This window comes from Psychrobacter sp. Pi2-1 (assembly GCF_904846645.1).
In the GTDB taxonomy this organism is placed as follows: domain Bacteria; phylum Pseudomonadota; class Gammaproteobacteria; order Pseudomonadales; family Moraxellaceae; genus Psychrobacter.
The window spans coordinates 83900-108192 of the sequence record NZ_CAJHBO010000003.1 but is presented as its reverse complement, the minus strand read 5'-3'; the positions used below and the strand labels follow the sequence as shown (position 1 = coordinate 108192).

Below are 24293 nucleotides of genomic sequence, written 5' to 3'. Positions count from 1 at the left end.
ACATTAATCATAAAGCTAAAGCTATAAAGCATAAAGCATAAAGCATAAAGCATAAAATACGAGAATTAACGAGGCTTTTTATCTTTGGTAGTAAATTTCTGTGATCTATTACGCTCACGTTGACGCAATTGCTGAGCTTTTGCCTTAGTCGGTGTGTCACTCTTGTTCGCATATGGGTTATCGTTTTGCTTCAAGATAACGTTAAGCGGTGTGCCTTCTAGCTTAAACACTTGACGGAATTGATTTTCTAGATAACGCTGATAGCTCTTAGGAAGCGCACTGGTTTGGTTACCATGAATAACAATAACGGGTGGATTGTGGCCACCAATATGCGCATAACGTAACTTGATACGACGACCAGCAACGGTTGGTGGCGGATTGGCCGTTACCGCATCTTGCAGAATCTGAGTCAAACGGTTGGTCGATACTTCAAACATCGAAGATTTATAGGCACGCAAGATAGACGGATATAAATTGCCAACGCCTGTACCATGCAGTGCTGAAATCAAATGTATTTTTACATAAGGAATAAAGCTAAAACGGCGATCCATTTCAAGCTTGATATAGTCTCTTTGATCTTGCGTTAGACCATCCCACTTGTTGATCGCAACGACTAACGCACGTCCAGCGTCAAGCGCATAACCAATCATATGCAAATCTTGATCCACGATACCTTCGTGAGCATCAATAACAATCACGGTTACGTTAGAATCTTCAATCGCCTGCAAAGTCTTGATGACAGAGAATTTTTCTACCTTTTCATCGATTTTACCGCGGCGACGTACACCAGCAGTGTCGATCAAAACATAGTCGCGACCTTCACGCTGATAAGGAATATAAATACTATCACGCGTCGTGCCTGGCATATCGAATACTACGACTCGGTCTTCGCCAAGCAGGCGGTTTACGAGCGTCGATTTACCCACGTTTGGACGACCAATAATGGCAAGCTTTAAGCCTCTTGGCTCTACTATGTTTTCTTGCTCAGGCATATCAGCCGTTAGCACTTCAAGCAAATTGCCTACACCGCGACCATGACTGGCTGCCATCGGATATGGCTCACCCAAGCCTAGTGCATAAAACTCGGCAGGTGCTGCATCATGTACGCCATCGACTTTATTGGCAACAACATAGACAGGCTTGCCTAACGTATGCAAAAACTTACCAATTTCAGCATCAGCGCCAATCATACCGGCACGAGCGTCAACGACAAATACGATGATGTCTGCTTCATGGATTGCTGTATGCGACTGCTCAGACATATAGTCATCGATATTACCGCTACCGTCATCAGCTTCACCGATACCACCCGTATCTACAACGATAAAGGATTTGTCTTCATAAGTTGCATCACCGTACTGACGGTCACGAGTCAATCCTGAAAGGTCAGCGACCAATGCCTGCCGACTTTTTGTGAACTGATTAAATAAGGTGGATTTACCGACGTTTGGACGACCAATTAAGGCGACCACAGGCTTGATACTCATGGGTTACTCTCAGTGAAAGGCACAATGACGGGCAGTACAGTTATTCTTATAACCAGTGACATAACAATAGTAATAGATATGCTGCAATTGACCGTGAATTAAAATGAATGATAGAACAATAGCAAAAATAATAGATGGCTATTTTACGATTAAAAATAGTATATAGGATGGATTCATTATACCTATTATACATAAATAAGTAGTATATATGGATAGCACATCGGTCGCATAGAGTACGCGAAAGCCTGTGTTTAAACAAGCAATTTACACAAGGCACTAAACGCTGACTAAGCAGCGTTTGTGTTTTATAAATGATAATCAAGAATAGGCTTAAGGGCTATAGTGAAATATTACACTTCGTTAATTATCTATAAGCACCTATCTATATAGTTATTAGCGAACTAGTTGCCAGATAGCAACTTGTCCTGACGTACTTTGAGTCATTAATCGGCTACCTTGGACTTGCAAGTTGGTCAACGCACCTTTTGTCTCTACACGACTAACGATGCTACCCGTAGCAGGATCAAACAAATGCACTACGCCATCAAAGTCACCAATGGCAATATAGTTGCCGATCATCACAGGATTGGTGAGATCACGATAAGCCAATTCGTCGCTTTCCCATAGTGTCTCGCCACTGTTGCGATCATAAGCAACTACTTTGCCATCTAGACTGGTAGCGATGACTTGCTGAGTATTTACTGCCAGTGATTTGAGACTCGCAATTTCATTGACGAACATCACCTGACGCGAGGCCAAATCAATACCTAATAGCTGACCACTATAGCTGATCGCAAACAACTGATTTTTATCTACGATAGGTTTGCCATCGACATCGCTCATGCGTTCAACTTCACTACTACCAGCACCTACGCCAACACGTCTTGACCATAGCGGAAGACCGTTATCAACAGTAATTGCATGCAAACGACCATCAGCTGTCGCCAAAAGTGCCGTCTCATTGTCTAATAAAGTTGGCGCAGCGCTACCGCGAACGCTGATAGCAGGTACTTGAGTTGCGAACTGCCATACTGACTGTCCAGTTTGCAGCGACAGACCATGTAAGAAACCATCATTCGCTGACAATACCACACGATTATTAGTAATCAGTGCTGGTGTCAACACCGAACCTGACAACTGCTGCTGCCAACGTTTTGCACCAGTCGTGCTATCAAACGCCATGACCTTGCCACCACGAGTACTAACAATAGCTGTCTGGCTCAATGCATCCAATGCAACACCGCCGGTGATTTGATCGTCAACATTGATGGACCATACACGCTCGCCTGCACTATTAAACCCTGACAGCTCACCACCGCGTGAGGCCGTAACGATTTGACCATTAGCATAGCCAACTTGCAAATCTAGCGGATCTTTTTTGCTGGCTTTTTTGTTGCCAACATCGGTACTAAATACGGGTTGTAGTACGCTAATCGGCTGAGCGATTTGTACCAATTTTACCGGATCATTAACGACCGGCTTAATACCGCGATTACATCCAATCACTGCCGTGCTCATTACTGCCAGTACGGCCACATGCATGACTGTCTTTTTGATAGTCTTGGTGTTTAACATTTTGCTAGAGCGAATAGATTGAGTCATTGTATGTTCTCACTACAGATAAATTATTATTAATTGGTAAATTGGCCAACGGCAAATTAGTAATCATTAGGTTATATTAAAAAAGAGCTTTGGCTGATTACCAACTCTCAATACTATACTACTGACTTAATATCTAGCCTACTGAATTACTGCCCTGCTTCGACAGCGACTTCATTCGAGGTATCCATCACTAGCGATGGCTCAGGAGCAGATGGCTCTTGAATAAGACTGGTTTGCTCAGCAATCGGCTCAGCCGTGATACCTAAACTTTCCATCTTTAACGCCAATACTGCACGCGTTTCTTGACGGCTACGTAATAGCTCCCACGCATTGCTATAAGATTTAATCGCTGAGTCTTTATTGTCTTGCGCTAAGTAAATATCCCCTAGTAGCTCCTGCTGACTTGCTTCAAACGAGCTTGGCATATCATTGTTTGCTTCTGATAGTGCAGCATCTGTATCACCTGCGGCCAATAACGTTTTTGCATAGCGTAAACGAGTAATCGCTTCTAGACCAGCATCACCCAAATCAATGGCCAATGCTTTTTTGAATGTCTCAGTCGCTGCTGAAAAGTCATCATTGTCTACTTGTTGACGTGCTTTTATCATTAGCGCTTGCCATGCATAAACCGACTCACCATGCGTACTGACCAAAGTATCAATATCTTTGTCTAGTTGGCTACGACTTTGGGTAAGTGCTTCTTGAGCCTCTGCCTCCAAATCTGGGTTTTGCGAGGCCAGTTTGACCTCTTCGTTTAGCTGCTGAATATCAGCATATTGATCGGCGGCGACGGTATCTACTCGCGCATGGTTGTTTTGCCAGTACGTCCAACCAAAGTAAGCGGCCAGTGCTAACAAAATCGCAGTGACGATATAACTACCATATTGCTTTAGCGCTTGCATGGAGTTATCTGCATTCGGCGAATTAGGTGTCAGAGCCATATATATTTACCTGATAAAATTTACATTAAATTGCTAGTGCGACAAACAAATCTGATTAGTCAAAGTCGATTAGCGACGAGAAAAGTTATCTTTATTTGATAACCAATCTTGGGCGACCGTCTTTTGCTCACCTGTCTGCATATCTTTAATACTAATCGTATTATCATCCAGCTCTTGCTGTGCGATGATGACTGTCAATGCCGCGCCTGACTTGTCTGCCTTCTTCATTTGCGCTTTTAGACTCGTGGCACTGGCCATCTTTACTCGTACATCTGGACGACTGTGACGTAAGTTCTGTGCATAGCTTATACCAGCACTATATACCTCAGGATGGGCCACAACGAATACATCACAAGCAGGTATATCAGCAATCGGCGCAACCGCTTCTATCAATAGCAATAAACGCTCAAGCCCCATTGCAAAACCAACACCAGGCTCAGATTTTACTGGTTTACTACCATCTGTACCGATTGATTTTAATTGTCCTACTAACCCGTCATAACGACCACCCGCACAAACGGTAGCCTGGCTTCCAAGCTTATCCGTTACCCACTCAAATACCGTTTTATTGTAATAATCAAGGCCACGTACTAAGTGCGGATTGATTTCAAAATCGATATTAAGCGCAGTCAGATAGGCTTTGACCTGCTCAAAATGTGCCACACTCTCTTCACCCAAGAAGTCAGCAAGCTTTGGCGCATCTGCCAATACTGCTTGCGTGCTCGCCTCTTTACTATCCAAGATACGTAAAGGATTAGTCGTTAGACGACGTTTGCTGTCTTCGTCTAGCTGGTCTTTTTTATCAGTTAAATAGGTAACCAATGCTTCGCGATAAGCATAGCGCTCATCCAGCTCACCCAAACTGTTTAGTTGCAAACGCATCTCATTGTTGAGGCCTAGCTCTTTCCACATCAGATGAGTCATGGCAATCAGCTCAGCATCAGCATCTGGTAATGCACTACCAAAGCTCTCGACACCTAACTGATGAAACTGGCGATAGCGGCCTTTTTGCGGACGCTCGTAGCGGAACATCGGACCGATATACCAAAGCTTAGGCGTGTCCCCACGTAGCAAGTTGTGCTCGATAACTGCGCGTACTGCTCCAGCCGTTCCTTCAGGACGTAACGCTAACGGTGTTGGTGGCTCAGATTTATCAGTAAAGCTGTACATCTCTTTTTCGACGATGTCAGTCGCGCCGCCAATAGCACGAGCAAAAAGATCCGTTTGTTCAACGATAGGCAAGCGAATATGCTCGTAACCGTACCTACCAAGTACATCAGCCAATATCGCTTCTAAATGCAGCCACTTTGCTGATTGGTCAGGCAAAATATCATTAAAACCTTTGATAGCTTTGATCATGGTACGGTCGTATCCTTAAATGTTTAACAGGTATTCTATTATTGTTGTCTATATATTCAAATAAGCGTCGTATCTAATTGACACTGCGACGGTATGGCCTAAAGTATTAATCTATTCTATGGCTTATTTTACGCGAATGATTTCATTTTCACGTTTTTTCGCCAAGTCTTCTGCATGGGCGCGAACCATACCTTCTATTTCATCAACCAGATTACCTGTATCGATAAGGTGGCTTTTTTCACCCATACGATAGACCAGTGATCGAGGGGCAGCACCAACGATACCGATATCGGCCTCTTTTGCTTCCCCTGGACCATTCACCTTACAGCCGATCACAGATAGATTCATCGGTTCACGAATATCTTCTAAGCGCGACTCTAACGCTGTCATTACTTTAATTACATCAAACTCTTGACGCGAGCAGCTTGGACAGGCGATAAAGTTTACGCCGTTCGAGCGAATATTAAGCGATTTTAGAATATCAAAACCAATCTTAATCTCTTCTTCAGGCTCAGCGGCTAACGAGATACGAATAGTATCGCCAATACCATCTAGCAATAATCCACCTAGCGCAATAGCAGATTTAACAGCGCCCGTACGGTAGACACCCGCTTCCGTCACGCCCAAATGTAATGGATTATCAATTTGCGCTGATATTAAACGATAAGCATCCAATGTCAAAAACACGTTGCTGGCTTTGACAGATACTTTATATTGGTCAAAATTAAGACGCTCTAAAATATCAATATGGCGCATTGCCGACTCTAGCATTGCCTCGCCAGTTGGCTCAGTATACTTACGCTGGATGTCTTTTTCTAAAGAGCCAGCGTTGACGCCAATACGAATCGGGATGTTATGATATTTGGCACAAGCGACCACTTCACGTACTTTGGCATCGCTACCAATGTTACCAGGATTGATACGTAAACAGTCAGCGCCCGCTTCAGCGACTGCCAAAGCGATTTTATGATCAAAATGCACATCAGCGATCAAAGGCACGCTTACCAGTTTACGAATTTCGCCAAAAGCTTTGACAGTATCCATTGTTGGCGTTGATACGCGCATCAAATCAGCACCTGCTTCGACACAACGCTCGATTTGGGCAACAGTCGCTGCTACATCACAGGTGTCAGTGTTGGTCATGCTCTGTACGCTAATTGGTGCATCACCACCAACCGCGACATCACCGACATAGATTTTTTTGGTCAGACGACGATTAATAGGCGATGGCATTGACATACATAAATCCTTGAATCAAAAATAGAAAAGCCCTAGGCCTTTGTACATATAATATAAACCAGCTAAATCGACAAACACATATTCGCTTTATTCAAACACATGGTTGCTTCATCCAAATATATGAGTGCTTTATTCAAATTTGGTGCTTATGCAACTGACTATGGTGTCAATTCAAAAGTAGCTTGCTTATCTGTTGCATACGTATCTAACGCAACTGGTTGTTGATTGAGCATCAAGTTAACATTATCGATATTATCAATTTGCACATTAAACGGTGGCATACCTGACAAGTCATAGTTACCTGCAGACTGAGAACCATTTATCAGACTGTTTCCAGAAGCATCCGTGATACTAACCACAGCGTCGCTTGTCAATACAAGGTTTAGGTTAGCCGTTGCTGCAGCATCACCTAGATTCAATGCAGAGCCAGAAGCACCAACGCCACTTGCATCACTATTGATGGCGGCACCTTGGGCTTGCTCTATCGCTGACATGTCTTCAACAGCTGATACAGGCTCTTGGGTGTTTTCTTTGCTAGCGTTACTCACCATACGGAATAGGAACACCGCCAAGATAATCAATCCGATAACGCCTATGATCAATAGCGGGTTAAAGCGGATGCGGTTGTGAGTATCACGCTGCAAAGTCCCCATTGGGCGCAGTGGCGTATCGATATTGCTGGCTGATTTGGCCTTTAGCTCATTGGGATAAGCGGCATCGAAGCTACTAGCGATTTTTGCTGAATCTAAGCCCAGATATTTGGCATAGTTAATCGCAAAACCACGAGCAAACGCAGCCTGTGGTAGCTCAGCGAAGTTTTCGCTTTCTAGCGCTTCTAGATGACGCTTTAGAATAAACAGCTCAGCCGCGGCTGCGTCTAAAGTTACTTGCTTATTTCTACGGGCTTGCTGCAACACGGCACCAAATGATCCCTGAGCGTTAGATTGAGTGTTAGATGATGGGGTGATCATTTCCATGGTGCCTCTGGATTGTTAAGCCAAGTCTTAAGTTGTTTTGCTTCATCACTTAGCGGATAAGCGGATAAAAGCTGCTGTGCCAATTGCTGGCGCGTTGTTATATTATTTTGTGCTGCTGCAAGCTTGATACCTTGTAAGAGCAAGCGCGGGCTAATACCTTGCCCCTGCACCAATATCAGTGTCTCATCATACAATCTCTGTGCCTGCGGTACACGCTGTTGGTCGAGCAATAAATCTACCAATTCGATATGAGCAATGATGCTATTACGATTGCCATCGAGTGCCCGTAAAAATGCTTTTGAAGCGGCACTATTATCGCCTAACTGCAGATAAGTACGGCCTAGGTTTTCTAGCGCGCCAATACGGCCTTCGTAGCCTAGCGACGCCCCTGCAATCTCAAACTGTTCTGCTGCTTCACGATAGCGCTTTGTCTGTGACAGATACACGCCATAATTATTGTGTGCTTGTACAAAGTCTTTATCTAGTGCGATTGCTTTTTTGAAGTACTCATCAGCTTTGGCTAGATTGATACGGCTGCCTTCTTGCTGCAACAAAACGCCCATCATATCATAGGCTGGCGCATAACGGCTATCGGCAGCAAAGGCTTTTTCGAGCTGCTGCTGCGCGGTATCAAGCTCATTTTTTCGGATGTATTGCGCGGCAAGTGAGGTACGCACACGGGCGATTTCCTGCTGATCTAAATTTCGATCGTTGCTAGCGCGCGTAGATGTTTGATAAGGAGAGTTGCCTAGCAAATCATTAGTCGGGGTGGTCTGACAGCCACTTAATACAAGGACGCCAAATACTGCCGACAGCACTGCACGCTTTGGCAAAGCGGTTTGGGCAGCACTAATACTCGACTGCTTATAAAATTTAGAAAATGATTTTTGATATTTGAACTGACAAGAATTTTTAGAAGTCATCATAGCCGCCATCATAAAACTGGGATTCAATGCGTTCGATCTTCGAGGCCTCAGTTTAATAGATTTAACCCCTATAAGTACAATTTAGTTGTTATTAATTGCCGCGTTCTGCAATCTTGACAGTCATTGCTACATTTTCTTACCGTTGCGACAGACAAAAGACAGCTAAAACGCTATACCAGTCAGATATAACGTTTATCTTCTAGAGAACGTGCTAAACGCTTTCACGATCTTTGATGCTCTGCTGCCACGCGGCTGAGCGTCTAGTACGATCGGCAACTTGTCCAACCAACTGACCACAAGCGGCATCGATGTCATCACCACGTGTTTGGCGAATCGTACAAACGAAACCCGCTTCGCTCAATATATTACTAAACGCATGAATACGGTTGTTGCTTGATTTGTCATACGGTGCATGTGGGAATGGGTTGAACGGAATAAGGTTAATCTTACTTGGTAACCCTTCTAATAAAGCAACTAACTGATGGGCATGCTCATTACTGTCATTGACGCCATCAAGCATCACATACTCGATTGTAACGTGCTTCTTATGACGTGGATTGACATCATAGACATAGTTTTTTGCCGCGGCAATCAGCTCTTCTAACGGATATTTTTTATTAATTGGTACCAGCTCGTTACGCAGCACATCATTTGGTGCATGCAGTGAAATGGCCAATGCCACATCGATGTCTTGTGCTAGCTGATACATTTTCGGGACGACACCAGAAGTCGATAATGTGACGCGACGCTTTGACAATCCATAAGCATGATCGCTTAGCATCAGCTCCATTGAACCTACTACAGGCTTATAGTTCAATAGCGGCTCACCCATGCCCATCATCACCACGTTGGTGACGTTATTTTCCCATAGGCTATGATCAACGTTTTCTAAGCTTTCATTTTCATCTGTCATATATGATGCATTAGCGACCCATAACTGACCGATAATCTCAGCCGCACTTAAGTCACGCTCAAACCCTTGCTTGCCTGTACTACAGAAACTACAGTCTAGTGCACAGCCTACTTGAGAAGACACGCATAATGTCTTACGGCCATTTAACTTACTGTCATCTGCTGGTATCAAAACCGTCTCAACCAATGAGCCACCAGTGACTTCAAATACCCACTTACGCGTACCATCATCGCTGTATTGACGATGAATCACTTTAGGCGGTACCACACAAGCATTAAGTGACAATTTGTCTCGCAACGACTTACTCAGATTGGTCATTTGCTCAAAATCTGTCACGCCATGCTGATAAATCCACTTAATCACCTGAGTTGAGCGGAACGGCTTTTCGCCAATACTCTTGAAGTAATCAGCCAGTTGCGCTTGCGTCATACCCAATAGATTGGTTTTGGCATGTACCTCATCTACCAGCTTAATGCTATCAGTAATCTTAGCAGGTACGTGCTGAGTAGGTGTTTGAACAGTTGACATAATAGGTAACCTTTTTGCAGAAGCTTAGATAAGCGGTGCAATTATTTATATGGGCTTTGCCATACATACATGAGTGCATGAGCAATCCGCTATGAGCGCAGTTTTCTAAATTGACAAAAACATGCTGATAAGGGATTGATAACGCTAAGTAAAATTAATAATGAGGCAAGTTATTGATAATTTCAATGAATAATATAATTATAGAACTCTAAAGTAGATACAAGGCAGCCGACTGCAGATTGTACAAGTAGTACATCTGATGAGGGTAACGCCGTCGCAGTTTAGTAATTCTTTGATTATAGGATTATTATAATAGCTAAAACGGCCTATACCCATAAGATATAAGCCGTCTCGCAAACCAATTATAAACAATTAATGTTGTAAATAATTCGTCTATAGTCAATCAAGTATAAAACTCATACAGGTAAGATCAGTTTAAATCGTAGCTGTCTTATTATAGCAGTTACCTCAAACAAATCGAACGCCGTAAAAGCTTATAGTTTATTTACTATATTAGCGTGTACGTGCACAAACTTCATCATCGCTGAAGAAGTAGCTGATTTCACGTGCTGCTGATTCAGCTGAATCTGAACCATGTACTGCGTTTTCATCGATGCTGCTAGCGAAGTCAGCACGGATAGTGCCTTCAGCAGCTTCTTTTGGGTTAGTTGCACCCATAATTTCACGATGCTGAGCGATAGCGTTTTCGCCTTCTAGTACTGATACCAATACTGGACCTGACATCATGAAAGACTTTAGGTCGTTGTAAAATGGACGCTCAGCGTGCTCAGCGTAAAAACCGCCTGCTTTTTCATCATCAAGTTGTAGCATTTTAGCTGCAACAATTTTTAGACCAGCTTGTTCGAAACGGCTATAGATAGCGCCGATGTGGTTGCCAGCAACTGCGTCAGGTTTGATGATAGATAAAGTACGTTCGTTAGCCATGAGAAGCTCCTAATAAATGATAAATTCAATAAAATATGAAAAATTAATGCGTTGTTTTAGCTTTAGCCACAATGTTGACTTGGACTGTTTTACACAACTCATGGTATATCAGTATATAACCATAAGCGCCAACATCGGATTGCTGCCTATTATAATGATTAAGGCCATAAATGATAGGGTTAATTTATGACCATACCTTGCATAAAAGTAAATTTATTGTGCATTAGTCGTTGATAATGCTATAAGTTCTAACAAAAGCAAAAACCCCAACGCTCAGCATCGGGGTTTTTTATTAATACTCAAAACTATTTAATCAAGTTTGTAGTACAAATTAAGCGTCGTACGGATCACGCAATACGATCGTTTCTTCACGATCAGGACCAGTCGAGATAATATCAACTGGGCAACCGATCAATGCTTCGATACGCTTGATGTATTTTTTAGCGTTTTCTGGAAGCTCATCATAGTTAGTGATACCAACGGTAGACTCGCTCCAACCTTGCATGGTTTCATACTTAGGCGTAACTGACTCGTAGAATTCAGCATCATGCGCGCCTGCACACTCAGTCTCAGGTAGGTTATAACCTACACCGATTAGCAATTCTTCAAGACCATCTAGTACGTCAAGCTTGGTCAAGCAGATACCTGACATAGAGTTAAGTACTACTGCACGGCGTAATGCTTCAGCATCGAACCAACCACAGCGACGGGCACGACCAGTCGTCGCACCAAACTCATGACCGACTTTGGCTAAGTGAGCACCAACATCATCGAACAATTCAGTTGGGAATGGACCACTACCAACGCGCGTAGTGTACGCTTTGGTGATACCAAGTACATAGTCTAAATACAATGGACCGATACCTGTACCAGTTGATACACCACCAGCAGTTACACTTGAGCTGGTTACAAACGGATAAGTACCATGGTCGATATCAAGCAGCGTACCTTGAGCACCTTCAAACATTAGGTTTTTGCCAGCTAGACGTAATTGATTTAGGTCTTCAGTTACATCAGTAACCATACCTTTAATCTCTTCTTTCCACTCTTTACAAAGCTTAAGTGTCTCATTAAAATCAATCGCTTCAACTTTATAGTACTCAGTCAGTTGGAAGTTGTGATATTCGATTAGGTTACGTAGTTTTTCCTCTAGATCTTCACGGAACAAATCAGCAAGTTTAATCGCACGACGTGCTACTTTGTCTTCGTATGCAGGACCGATACCGCGACCTGTTGTACCGATTTTACCAGAACCACGCTTGGCTTCACGAGCTTGGTCAAGTGCCACGTGATAAGGCATGATAAGTGGGCAATTAGGAGAGATACGTAGACGCTCACGTACTGGTACGTTGTTGTCTTCTAGCTCTTTCATCTCTTTTAGTAGTGCGTCAGGTGCTAACACCACGCCATTACCGATAAAGCAAGTGACGCCTTCACGCAAGATACCTGATGGAATCAAATGCAAGACAGTGGTTTTGCCATCGACAACCAACGTGTGACCAGCATTATGACCGCCTTGGAAGCGGGCTACTGCTGAGGCTTTTTCGGTAAGTAAATCAACGATTTTACCCTTACCTTCGTCGCCCCATTGGCTACCCAAAACTACAACATTCTTACCCATGATCAATCCTTACCTTTATGTATTGAGGTGTGTGCAATAAAAGCTGAAAATTAAAATGATTTGATTTTCTTAGCTATATCTTTTTATCTCAGTGATTTATGAAATAGAAACACTGAGATATCTAACGAATAATTTTGCGTTCTCGTAATCTGTACTGAATAATCTTGGCTACGTGCGCCGCGTGCGCCATTCAATCGCCTACTATTAGACCATTAAACAGTTTGTAGCTGCCACTGACTGTCATCAGCCATGCTCAGACGATGCGTCACATCATCTGGACTGTCCTGTGCATCTAACGGCATAGTGACGCGATAGCCTTGCTGACGTAGACTCTCTACTTGTTGCATTAGCGTCTGCATCTCATCTGTATTGGCATTAGACAAAGCAGCAAAATCAACCAAGACAACGGTTGGCGCATCTAACTGTGTATGGGCCAACAATCGGCTGACATCCATACTAAAACCCGTAGCTGCACGTAACGCTTGTGTCTGGCTTTGCATACCATCAAAACGACCACCACGTACTAGTGGCTGCGTTTCGCTATTGATATAACCATTGAAGACGATGCCAGTATGATAGTGATAGCCTGATAGCTCAGTCACATCAATACTGACTGGGCACTGCCATTGGTCTTGTAGATAGTTTTTCAAACGCTGTAGCTCATCAATTGCCGTTGCGATTTGGCTGTCTTGCTGCGCCGCATCTGATAATTTGGCTAATAGGTTTGCGATATCGTGACCAAAGCGTGCCAACACATAAAAATCATCACCCATTGGCAAAGCGCGACAAACACGCTTGAGCTCTGGTAAGTTTTTATTGGCATATAAGTACATCAATTGTTCAGTATCACTGTCTGACAATTCAGCCAATTCAGCCAAACGTTTGAATATCGCTACGTGACCCAAATCGATATGGAGCGCTGCACTCATATTGAGTTTATTCACCATCGTAAATAGCACATCTATCAGCTCAATATCTGCCGCTAGTGACGCACAGCCAAATATCTCAGCACCTAACTGCAGCGGTGTACGTGAGCCAAACAGACCTGATGGCAAGGTATGAATCACATCGCCCACATAGCAATAACGCGCAATACCCGTACCGCCATGATGCGCATCTATACGCAAAATCTGCGGGGTAATGTCAGCGCGTACGCCCATTAAGCGACCAGTCAACTGATCGATAATCTTAAAGGTTTGGCGTTTTAGATCTTCTGATGCATCACTTAGCAAAGACTCAGTAAACTCGATCATCGGTGGACAAACCAGCTGATAACCATGAGTAATAAGCTGCTCGATTAACTGATGTCTAAGCACTTCTTGCTTATGCGCATCTTCAAACAGGACATCAACCACCCCATCAGGCAATAGCCAACTATTGGCAACATCACTGCCAAAGTTACTCAAATATGGCATACGATTGGGTGCAGCACTGTTTTCGGCAGGCTGAGACACTGTTTCATTGGTAGAGTTTGGCTGGTCAGGTTTTGCAGAATCAGAACTAACAGACACAATAAATCCTTGTTTGGCGTATCGCTTACCAAAAACGCGGTACTGATGCGGTACTTAAAGGGTGATTTGCTGGGTATTGACGCTGTGTGTATTTATTTTTAACGCGCAACGTCATTGACCCAATTATTTATAAACAAACCAGGTAACCGCAAAAGGGTGAATAATAAGTATAATTTAGAATGATAAGACGAGTATCTTTATGCGCTAAAAAATTGCGACAAATAATCAAGGCACTTTATGCTTTAGTTTAGCATAGCACTCAAGGTTCGCCTAGTGACAATTAGCCACAATCACTATCTAATTACAGTTCAATTGCTGCTTATTAGCTTAGCAGATGTAACGGTCATCGTTGATGTATTTAACTCAATATTGGGCAAATAGCCGAGAGGTTTATTTTTTGTTACCCATAAGATAATGAGCGTGATTACGGCAGCGTCTTCGGCACAGACTCATGATACACTAACACATATTTTTATCTCGGAAGCCTTATGTCATCTGATTACCACCCAAACCCTGCCATCAACCAAACCAATGTCTTAGGCACCGCACTTGCCAGCTGTTGTTTCGATCCAATTACTGGCTATTATCGCAATGGTTTTTGTCATACTGGCAACCATGATGTTGGTCAACATACCGTCTGCGCCAAGATGACCAGCGAGTTTCTAAACTTCTCTGCCAGTCGCGGTAACGACCTAATTACCCCACTACCTGAATACAATTTTCCTGGTCTCAAACCTGGTGACTACTGGTGCATCTGTGCGCTACGTTGGGTTGAAGCATTGGACTTCGATATTGCACCGCAAATCAAGTTAGAAGCGTGTCACGAGAGCCTGCTAGCATTGGTAGATATCGATACGCTAAAAAGCTATGCCCTATAGAAACCTATGCCCTATAGATAGTATTGGCACACGATAAAACCGTAGCAGCGTTCATAGTATATTTGGATTATTGAAGTTTTTTATTATATGACAGGAAAGTATATGGAAAATGATAATAATCAATTGATTAAAAAAACGGCTCATATTGCGCCTGATTCCAATATGAATCATATCTACGCCAATATGAATGACAAGCATCTCTATTTGGACGATGATGATAGCTATATCTATGGTGATGTGGACGCCACTACTGAAGATACTATTGAGACTATGACGGTCTACGATCCTGATTCTGAACGCTATGAAGATATTGACTCATCAAGCGCAGGTGAAGTGGTCAATTGCTACGCTTACTCACGTAAAACAGGTGAGAACCTTAATAGAGTGGCGCTCAATGATGTAAGTCGTACTCTAGGGAACAACGGTCAATTTATTTGGCTTGGGCTATATGATCCAAGCTTAGAAACCATGGTTAAAGTAAAAGAAGCCTTTGACCTGCATGAGCTAGCGATTGAAGATGCCTTTGCTGATCATCAACGTGCCAAGGTCGAAAACTACGATAATGACATGGTCTTTGTGGTGCTACGTACGGCTAAGCTAGAAGACAATGTCATTCGTTATGGTACTACTGCGATATTTATGGGTAAAAACTACCTCATTACAATTCGCAATGGCCCGTCAAACTCTTATGCACCTGTCCGTGAGCACTGCCATCGTCGCCCTGAAAAGTTACGCATGGGCCCTATCTTTGTACTGCATGCTATCCTCGATTTTATCGTTGATAACTATATGCCGATTACCGATCGATTGGGCCGTTACTTGCGCGAGCAAGAACGCTACGTATTTACTTCTGAGTTTGATAAAGGTACGCTAAAAAACCTCTACGAGCTTAAATCGCAACTGGTACATATGCGTGCCATTATCTTACCTGTGCAAGACATCTGTAGCTTTTTTATCAATCATAAAAAAAGTGAGATTGTCTCTGGGTTTTCTCAAGCCGCTAAGCCTTACTTTCGCGATGTTAACGATCACCTGTTGCACTCACTAGATGCTATTAATGGTCTCAATGAAATGCTAAGCGTGGTGATGAATACCTATATGGCGATGGTCAATATGGGTCAGAATGAAGTGGTGCGTAAGCTCGCTGCATGGGCAGGTATTTTAGCAGTACCGACAGCTATCGCTGGTATCTATGGCATGAACTTTGACTTTATGCCTGAGCTGCATTGGAAGTACTCTTACCTTATCATTATGGCCATTATTATCGCCTTATGTAGCTATCTGTACTATAACTTTAAAAGATTGAAATGGTTGTAATGCCAAACGTTAGGCATAAAAAAGAGCAACCACTGGTCGCTCTTTTTTTATGTTGCTATCTTTTTGTATTGCTATCTAATTATTCACGGCGATGCTTAGTATGGCTATCAGGCGCTTGAGCATTATCAGGCAATAGTGCTTTAACCGTTAGGTTTGCATGCTGCTTATCAAGATTGTCTTCTGGGCGACCAAACGTTTTTGCTGTCCAAGTCAGGATTACAATAGAGCCGCTTAATAGCATGATGGCCACGGAAATTGTCGCTAGCAGCCATAAATGGAAATAGTCTGAAACAGCCTGCACATCAACCACCAAATGTCGTGACAAGGCCGTTATGGCAATAAATATCAAAAACTGTACTGGCAGTCGGTGGGTTTTAAAGTAGATACCTATCATAGCCAGTAGCTCAAGGTAAATAAATAACATTAATATGTCTTTTAGATCCGCTGAACCCTTTTGGACGATATAAATAAACTCTTTACCTGCGGTCCAGACTACCACTACACTGATTAGAAATAAAATAACGTAATGACAAACATCAACAAACTCTCTACCAATACTTTGTAGTCGCTCATGGACACCTACGTTTTTTTTAGCCATGTTTAGGTCCTATCAACTGAAATGTGGTTGATTTAGCCTGAGTTTATGTTGCCTCAGGCCCCTTATATATCGGCAATCAGTATTCGTATGACTATCTTTTTAGCCGTTATTCAAACCCGCTGATTTTTCAGCAGCATCGACCGTTTGGCGAATAAGCGTGTTAATAGTCATTGGGCCAACGCCGCCTGGTACTGGCGTATAAGCGTTGGCAATATTTTCCATGCCTGTCATTTCGATATCACCAACACCGCCATCATCCGTTGGATGGAAACCTGCATCAACGACAACCGCTCCTGCTTTGATCCATTCCGCTTTAATCAGCTCAGGTACACCTACGGCACCAACCACGATATCTGCACGCTTAATATGTGCTGCCAAATCTTGAGTTCTTGAATGACAGATCGTCACTGTACAGTTGGCATTCAATAGCATCATCGCCATTGGCTTACCTAGGATAGCGCTACGCCCTACGACTACTGCTTCTTTACCTGATAGCTCGATATTATGATGCTCTAACAAATGCATGATGCCCTGCGGTGTACATGAGCCATAAGCTGACTGCTGCATCGCCATACGACCAAAACCAAGACAAGTCACACCATCGACGTCTTTTGCTAAGTCAATCTGCTCAAAACAAGCACGCTCATCAATATGCTCAGGAACCGGATGCTGTAGCAAAATGCCGTGTACATCTGGATTGCTATTTAACTCATCTATTTTTGCCATGAGCTGCTCAGTGGTCGTGGCACTCGGCATCTCAACGCGTATAGAGTCCATGCCAACACGCTTACAGGCGTTGCCTTTCATACGAACATAAGTGGCAGAGGCTGGATCGTCACCAACCAATATCGTCGCTAAGCTTGGGGTGCGGCCAGTCTTTTCCTTAATCGTATCTACGCGCGTGCGCAGATCCTGTTCTATTTGTTTGGCAAGTGCTTTGCCGTCCAAAACGGTGGCGGATTCTTGGGCAGTAGACATAGTAACTCCAATAGAGGGTACGATATAAAAAAATAAAGACAGCGCGCGCAAATACTTTGCATGCCTGTCCTTTGGTTCGTCAATCTTTGACTAAGAGTAATATTGTACCTGTGTACGCTACAAAATCCTAGCGTAAGATAAAGCCTGCGCACTGATAAATTTTCATAATAAGTCAATTAAACAGTATTGCTTATATATAGGCAAATGTACCTTATGCTTTCAATAAAAATAGCGTCGACTGAGGGATGCATTTTTAAAAATAATCATTAATTATCGTCTTATTCGTCCATCGAACCAAACACACTATCGATCGCCTGTATTGTCAGTTCAATTTCAGCCGCCGTAAGCGTAGGATGCACCAAAAACATGAGACTACTCTCTCCTAGCTGCTTTGCCATTGGCAATCTAACACTTGGACGCAACCCTGTATTATCAAAAGCCTTCTCCAAATAGACTTCTGACGCAGATCCAGAGAAGCAAGGCACACCTTGATTGTTAATTGCTTCAATAATACGGTCACGTGTCCAACCAGTAGGTAGATTATCAGACTGCATATAGACATATAATTTATAGTAAGCATGGTTCGTATTGGAGAACTGCGCTAAATGCTCTAGTCTCGGCACACAAAGGTAGCCTTTGGACTCCCACTTGCTACAGGCCTCTAGTATGGCTTCCGCATTAGTAGTCCGTTTGGCTGTCCACTCACTCATTTTATTCAGTTGAATACGTCCTAGAACGCCTTGCATCTCAGTCATACGCCAATTGGTGCCAAAGCTCTCATGGAGCCAGTTGTAGCCAGGTGATTGCTCCGTTTCATAGACTGCAGCATAGCTCTTACCATGATCCTTATACGCCCACATTTTTCGCCATAGCAGTTCGCTATCAGTGGTGACCATACCACCCTCACCTCCTGTGGTCATAATCTTATCTTGGCAAAAACTCCATGCCCCAACATGACCAATACTACCCACGCTTCGCCCTTTATATCGTGCGCCATGAGCTTGTGCGCAATCTTCAATGACATATAGGTCATGCTCATCTACCAGTGCCATAATGCTGTCCATGTCGCATGGCCAGCCAGCTAAATGGACGCACACGATACCTTTGGTTTTATCACTCAGTACAGCGGTGATGGTTTCGACAGTGATATTACCAGTTGCTTCATCGACATCTGCAAAAATAGGCGTCGCACCTGCATTAACGATTGATGAGATACTAGCAATAAAGGTACGCGGTGTGACGATGACCTCATCACCTGCACCTATATCGAGTGCTTGTAACGCGACATCCAATGCTAAGGTGCCATTACCCAACGCTATTGCATATTTACTACCTGTCCAGTCAGCAAACTCTCGCTCAAACTGACGACATTCTTCGCCTGTCCAATAATTGACTTTGTTAGATAGTAGCACTCGACTGACAGCATCAGCCTCATGTTGCGTAAATTTTGGCCAAGGTGAAAAAGGGGTATTTAGCATATGTTCCTCTATGGTACTTATGTCTAATGTTGTGTCACGCTCTACGATAAACTGCTCACTCTGTTATTAATCTTACTATCTATCATGACTTTTTTGATGCCTAATGTCTTTTGATTAACTGTATTGTTGTCAGCAAAGAGTATTTTTAAAGCATTTCTTCATTAATACTATTGCCCATGAATTTACTCATAGTTGCTTCGCCCTCAGCACTAATGCCATCTTTGATAATGACCTTTTTCACTGTTTTAAATAAAATCTTAATATCCAACCACAGCGACTGATTGTCCACATACCATGTATCCAATGCAAACCTCTCATCCCACCCAATAGCGTTGCGACCATTGACTTGAGCATATCCTGTAATACCTGGGCGGACATTGTGTCGGCGCGCTTGTTCATCATTATATAAGGGCAGATATTCCATTAATAATGGTCGCGGGCCCACTAGACTCATATCGCCTTTTATGACATTCCAAAGCTCTGGCAACTCATCAAGGCTAGTGTTACGCAGCGCTTTACCAAACGATGTCAATCGCGCGCCATCTTCTAAAGGATTGCCATCTGCATCTATATCATCCTTCATGGAACGAAACTTTATCATCTCAAATGGCTTGCCATACAGACCTGGACGAATCTGACGAAATAGAACAGGCGCGCCAAGATTTTTACTCACCTTGTAGGCAGTTGCAGCATAGACAGGAGATAGCACTACTAACGCTGTCGTTGCACCTACAATATCAAATAGTCGTTTTATCATCCGTTAGGCCTTATTTGTATGGTGTAGATAAAAATCCAAATAACTCTGCCATAGTTCTTTTTGTTCGAAGTTCTGAATCGCCCAAGCTCTTGCTTTAGGATACTTATCTTTAAAATTGATATCAGTGATTGCTTGTTTGATGGCTTTTGTCACGGACACAGTGTCTTTTAACTGGAACTTTTGACCGCTGATATCTTGTTTTACACTATCTTTTACACCCACCACATCATAGGCAAACGTTGGCACACCGCAACTAGCTGCTTCGATAGCAACATTCCCAAAACCCTCTCGGTAGCTTAAAAATAGTTGCAAATCAGCACATTGAATTACCTCTTCTACTTTTGGATTGGCTGGTATATATACGCCCCTACCTTCTTTCACTATTCTATCCACGACCGACTTGCCGATGTCATCTTCGAAGTCTCCGATGAACATAAAGTGAATATTCTCTGATTTAAGGCTTTCAGATATCTCACCAATATCTTTTAGGCCTTTGTCTTCACAAATTCTACCGACAACACAAATTACAAAAGCGTCTACAGGCACTCTATACTGTCGTCTTAATTTTTGTTTTGCCATTTGCTCTACCGGTCTGAGTACATCAATATCAATACCGTTAAATGAACCATTATCGATGACACGCGCCTTATTTTCTTTAAGAAGATTTTCTGATAAGCACACATTTACTAAGGAATCAGAAACGAATAGCACCTCATGAGAAAGACCAAAGCTAAGTTGATCAAGACCCTGAAAAGCGCGTTTCTTTAGGCCTGAAAAATTCTCATAGGCTCGTCCCACACTAAAGGCAACTCTTCTCTTTTGCATAGTGAGTGTGCTGGCTATGCTTCCTAACAATAAAGCCTTTGGTGTTAAATAAATCACAATATCAAATCGCCTAATGAACAGGTAACGAGTTAATAGCACTAATGACTTGGCATCTTGTAGCACAGAAGGCTTGCGCTGAAAATTTAAATCAACCACTTCTCCTAGATTACGTGCACGTAAAATATCTAGCTGCTCCCTACTGCCGCCACAGATTACCGTAATCTCAAAGTTTGAAGAGTCTCTAATATATTCAAGCTGATTGCGATATAACACATTAAAAGAAACGGCGTCCGTCATAATAAAGCATATTTTTGGTTTCATTTAAGCACCTCATTATTACTTCATTGATAAATTTATTCAGCAACCAAACCATTAACAACCGCTTGATGGTTTTCTTGTAGCTGCTCGGACATCGTTATTTTGTTTCTCTTATTGGCTATCTTTTGCAAGAGCCCTAGCGAGTCTAATAACCTTACCGCACCGATTTTTGCTTCTAACTTAGCACTGTCGACGATATTGGTTTTTTTATATTCACTATATGTCGTAAGACTATCTTTGTAAGATCGAACGATTTTTGCTAATGACAGATTGCCCTCTTCTCTATAGTAATAGAGCAAGTCTGGGAGCACGGCTAAGCGCAAATCCTGTTTGGATATGGCTCTACACCACAGGTCATAATCTTCAGACCTTGGATAATTCTCATTATATCTATTACGCTCATACCAACTTTTTTTTGCCAAAATAGACGCATGGACAATGGGATATGCAGTCTCCACACTCTCAAATCCTGCATATAAACGGTCTACATGACGACAACCATACACCTTGTTTTGAGCATCAATAGATACTACGCCAGTAGACACTAAGTCATAACTGGGATTGTTCTCTAAAAAGTTTATTTGAACAGCCAATCTATCTGGGTGAATGAGATCGTCAGCATCCATACGGGCAATGTAATCATATTTTGACTCATCAATAAGCTGGTTCAGACGAGCAGGCAGTTTCTTGTTGGAACCATCGGATATCACTCTTATCCTGCTATCAATCTTCTCAAACTGTTTGGCTATTGCTAGCGAGTTGTCTGTAGAACCATCATCTATTAAGATAAGCTCCCACAGATCGTGTGTCTGCGCCCATATTGACTTTATGGCTGTCGCCAAATAGGCTTCAGCGTTATAGATAGGAATGCCAATTGAGATATAAGCGTGACTCTTCATCAGAACACCTCAAACATAGGATTGATAATATAAGGACTTAGATCGCTGAACCTTGATGTTGTCAATATGAAATACGCAAGGAAGATAAACACACTAATGATATAGACATAAATGTTATTTATCTTTTTCAAAACCACAGGCAGCAACAAAACCAAAGTCCATGTAAAATACGAAATGATTCTTTGCGGGCCTGAAGCGCTCGTACCTAACAGCGCTAGTGGTATAACAAAAACCACGCCTGATGCATAAAACATCAATAGCTGCTGAAAGCTTTTGTCTTTAATTTTATATACATAGCTCGCAATAATGATGAGAAGCATAAGCACAGTGTAAAACCCAAGTGTCAAAAACCCGCCTGACTCTTCAGATACTTTTGCATAGTCTTCATATCGATCATTAGTAGATGAAATATAAGATACGAGTAACCTACTAACGAATAACGACCCAAAAAATGTCGCAAGTATTTTATAAGCTGGCTTCACTCTCAAATTTACAATGAAATAAAATGGAATGATAAATAAAGCCGTGATATGAAAAAATGATGCAATGGCACATATTAATAAATAAGGAAAAAGCCGTTTCTCTAGCAGATAAGGAATGGCCAACGTAAACAAAGCCATTGCGATTCCTTGACGCAACCCATTGAATGAAAAGGTATAGACGCCTAGCGTAATAAACAGAAATACAGAGAACCAATAGTTCACACTGTATCTTCTGATGATTCTCAAATAGCAATAGACGATAACCAAGCTGGTGATAATCAGTAGCCAAAAATAGTTATTCGTCACATGCAGTAATGAATACTCAAATAGCTGGTAGCCGTACTCAACATCTTCATTAAATCTAAAGGACTCAGGACTCAATTTATTGTTAAAATTTCTGGTATAGTTTGCAGTATCTGTACCGACCCAATAGCTACGACTGCCTGCGAACAGAGCTAAAGTAATTAAGGGCAGCCAAAAAGACGTACGATTGAGAGATTTTTTCTCCAGTACTATCCAGAAAACAACAAGGCTAAGGACCAACAGATAAGGAAGCATTTAACCCTCTATAAAGTAGCTGAATATTAAGTAAAAGCCTTATCGCATATTCAAATACATTTGCGTTAACTTCTGCGAATTGGTCGCGGCGCTAAAGCCATGTAGATTTAGCGCCTTCATTATTTCTGCTTCATTGGATATTGGAGGCTGAAAACTCAGCAAACTATCCACCCAAACATTGGCTGACTGTATAGGTAAAAAACATACAAGTCCAAGTCCTAAATCTACTTCAGGTGATACTTGATCAGAAACTAATGCCATAAGTCCTACTGTCTGGCTTTCTACTAAGACCACTGGGAAACCTTCATGCAGGGATGGCATAATCATACAGTCAGCACCAGCCATTAACTCAGTAACATCCGTACGCATACCCAAAAACTTAATATTATCCTCTAGGGCTTGCTCTTTCACTTGTCGTTTTAATTGATCTTCCAATGGACCTTGTCCAACGATATATAAGGTAAAGTCAACATGACGTTTTTTTAACTGCTCAGCGACTTCTAAAGAAAACTGATGGTTTTTAACCTCACTGAGACGACCAACTTGGATGATTTTTAACCCTTTATCTCCAAATTTTTTAGCACTAAACTCCTGATCGATATAGTGCCGTGATTGGTTAGCGACTGATATCATCTGCTGTATATCAACAGCATTGGGCAGTAGCCACACATCTTTTGTAGTACCAAATAGGTAATTTGCAGCATGGTCACCGCAACTGATTCTCTTAGTAGCCAATGTACGATTGGTAATTAATGCCCATTGTTCATATATTTTTTTAATAATATTGGTTTTACCATTACTGGTGCTATGAGAGTGCGAAATGCGATGCGGCACGCCAGCACCTTTAGCAGCCAACAGATGAAAAGCATTGTTTAATAGCATATGAGCATGAACGATTCGATAATCAGGCTGCTGTTTAAGGAATTTTTTAAGTTTGAGCATGCGCGTTAATGAATGACCAGCTAAAATTGGTATAATTCTACCTCCCAACGCTGTTATCTCAGCGTCATAGTCGCCAATCTCGTCGGTAAAAGTGACAAAATCAAACTGAATCTGGCGATGATCTATATGACGATATAAACTCATAAGCATGGTCTCTGCCCCAGCGCGATCCATTTTTCCCACTATGTGCAGTACTCTTCGAATAGTCATATCA

General features: G+C 42.4%; 21 protein-coding genes. 2 read left to right on the top strand and 19 right to left on the bottom strand.

Annotation, left to right across the window (positions count from 1 at the left end; genetic code table 11):
• Positions 1-65: 65 nt before the first annotated feature.
• From der to JMX91_RS03330, 11 genes are all read right to left on the bottom strand, one after another.
• Complete coding sequence (der, locus tag JMX91_RS03380) at positions 66-1487, bottom strand: ribosome biogenesis GTPase Der (RefSeq protein ID WP_057759046.1); 1422 nt, start codon at positions 1485-1487, stop codon at positions 66-68.
• A gap of 393 nt (positions 1488-1880) precedes the next feature.
• A complete protein-coding gene (gene bamB, locus JMX91_RS03375) occupies positions 1881-3089 on the bottom strand; it encodes an outer membrane protein assembly factor BamB (RefSeq protein WP_201547661.1) in 1209 nt (402 codons plus the stop codon).
• Between the two features lie 146 nt (positions 3090-3235).
• Positions 3236-4030 carry a YfgM family protein gene (locus JMX91_RS03370; protein WP_201547660.1) on the bottom strand — a complete coding sequence of 265 codons (795 nt, stop codon included), beginning with the start codon at positions 4028-4030 and terminating at the stop codon, positions 3236-3238.
• A 69-nt stretch (positions 4031-4099) separates the two neighbouring features.
• Positions 4100-5389 (bottom strand): histidine--tRNA ligase, encoded by a 1290-nt coding sequence (gene hisS / locus JMX91_RS03365; protein WP_160021592.1) that lies wholly within the window; start codon positions 5387-5389, stop codon positions 4100-4102.
• A 123-nt stretch (positions 5390-5512) separates the two neighbouring features.
• Complete coding sequence (gene ispG / locus JMX91_RS03360) at positions 5513-6628, bottom strand: flavodoxin-dependent (E)-4-hydroxy-3-methylbut-2-enyl-diphosphate synthase (protein ID WP_057759039.1); 1116 nt, start codon at positions 6626-6628, stop codon at positions 5513-5515.
• Between the two features lie 158 nt (positions 6629-6786).
• A complete protein-coding gene (locus JMX91_RS03355) occupies positions 6787-7599 on the bottom strand; it encodes a helix-turn-helix domain-containing protein (protein ID WP_201547713.1) in 813 nt (270 codons plus the stop codon).
• Positions 7596-8531, bottom strand: coding sequence for a type IV pilus biogenesis/stability protein PilW (pilW, locus tag JMX91_RS03350; RefSeq protein WP_227679250.1), 936 nt, complete (start codon positions 8529-8531; stop codon positions 7596-7598). The genes JMX91_RS03355 and pilW overlap by 4 nt, the downstream gene beginning before the upstream one ends.
• A 211-nt stretch (positions 8532-8742) precedes the next feature.
• Positions 8743-9972 (bottom strand): 23S rRNA (adenine(2503)-C(2))-methyltransferase RlmN, encoded by a 1230-nt coding sequence (gene rlmN / locus JMX91_RS03345; RefSeq protein WP_201547658.1) that lies wholly within the window; start codon positions 9970-9972, stop codon positions 8743-8745.
• 513 nt (positions 9973-10485) lie between these two features.
• Positions 10486-10917, bottom strand: a complete 432-nt coding sequence (gene ndk, locus JMX91_RS03340; protein WP_057759031.1) for a nucleoside-diphosphate kinase — start codon at positions 10915-10917, stop codon at positions 10486-10488.
• Between the two features lie 331 nt (positions 10918-11248).
• Entirely contained in the window at positions 11249-12538 is a 1290-nt protein-coding gene (locus JMX91_RS03335) for an adenylosuccinate synthase (RefSeq protein ID WP_201547657.1), read from the bottom strand.
• A 212-nt stretch (positions 12539-12750) separates the two neighbouring features.
• Positions 12751-14049, bottom strand: coding sequence for an ATP phosphoribosyltransferase regulatory subunit (locus tag JMX91_RS03330; protein ID WP_057759027.1), 1299 nt, complete (start codon positions 14047-14049; stop codon positions 12751-12753).
• A gap of 488 nt (positions 14050-14537) precedes the next feature.
• Between JMX91_RS03330 and JMX91_RS03325 the strand changes: the two genes are divergently transcribed.
• Complete coding sequence (locus JMX91_RS03325; RefSeq protein WP_057759025.1) at positions 14538-14927, top strand: DUF2237 family protein; 390 nt, start codon at positions 14538-14540, stop codon at positions 14925-14927.
• A 162-nt stretch (positions 14928-15089) separates the two neighbouring features.
• Positions 15090-16244 carry a magnesium/cobalt transporter CorA gene (corA, locus tag JMX91_RS03320; RefSeq protein WP_413772214.1) on the top strand — a complete coding sequence of 385 codons (1155 nt, stop codon included), beginning with the start codon at positions 15090-15092 and terminating at the stop codon, positions 16242-16244.
• Between the two features lie 79 nt (positions 16245-16323).
• Here corA and JMX91_RS03315 read toward each other — a convergent pair whose 3' ends face one another.
• The 8 genes from JMX91_RS03315 to JMX91_RS03280 all read right to left on the bottom strand — a co-directional run bounded on the left by JMX91_RS03315 (position 16324) and on the right by JMX91_RS03280 (position 24289).
• Complete coding sequence (locus tag JMX91_RS03315) at positions 16324-16842, bottom strand: phosphate-starvation-inducible protein PsiE (RefSeq protein ID WP_057759021.1); 519 nt, start codon at positions 16840-16842, stop codon at positions 16324-16326.
• A 99-nt stretch (positions 16843-16941) separates the two neighbouring features.
• Complete coding sequence (gene folD / locus JMX91_RS03310) at positions 16942-17820, bottom strand: bifunctional methylenetetrahydrofolate dehydrogenase/methenyltetrahydrofolate cyclohydrolase FolD (protein WP_201547656.1); 879 nt, start codon at positions 17818-17820, stop codon at positions 16942-16944.
• Positions 17821-18098: 278 nt separating this feature from the next.
• Positions 18099-19298 (bottom strand): DegT/DnrJ/EryC1/StrS family aminotransferase, encoded by a 1200-nt coding sequence (locus tag JMX91_RS03305; protein WP_201547655.1) that lies wholly within the window; start codon positions 19296-19298, stop codon positions 18099-18101.
• 145 nt (positions 19299-19443) lie between these two features.
• Positions 19444-20055, bottom strand: coding sequence for a sugar transferase (locus JMX91_RS03300; protein ID WP_201547654.1), 612 nt, complete (start codon positions 20053-20055; stop codon positions 19444-19446).
• 3 nt (positions 20056-20058) lie between these two features.
• Positions 20059-21201: a glycosyltransferase gene (locus JMX91_RS03295; protein ID WP_201547653.1), complete on the bottom strand. Its 1143-nt coding sequence runs from the start codon at positions 21199-21201 to the stop codon at positions 20059-20061.
• A 32-nt stretch (positions 21202-21233) separates the two neighbouring features.
• Positions 21234-22097, bottom strand: coding sequence for a glycosyltransferase family 2 protein (locus JMX91_RS03290; protein WP_201547652.1), 864 nt, complete (start codon positions 22095-22097; stop codon positions 21234-21236).
• A complete protein-coding gene (locus tag JMX91_RS03285; protein WP_201547651.1) occupies positions 22097-23137 on the bottom strand; it encodes an EpsG family protein in 1041 nt (346 codons plus the stop codon). Before JMX91_RS03285 ends, JMX91_RS03290 begins: the two co-directional genes overlap by 1 nt.
• Before the next feature lie 39 nt (positions 23138-23176).
• Positions 23177-24289, bottom strand: coding sequence for a glycosyltransferase (locus JMX91_RS03280; protein WP_227679249.1), 1113 nt, complete (start codon positions 24287-24289; stop codon positions 23177-23179).
• Between the last annotated feature and the right edge of the window lie 4 nt (positions 24290-24293).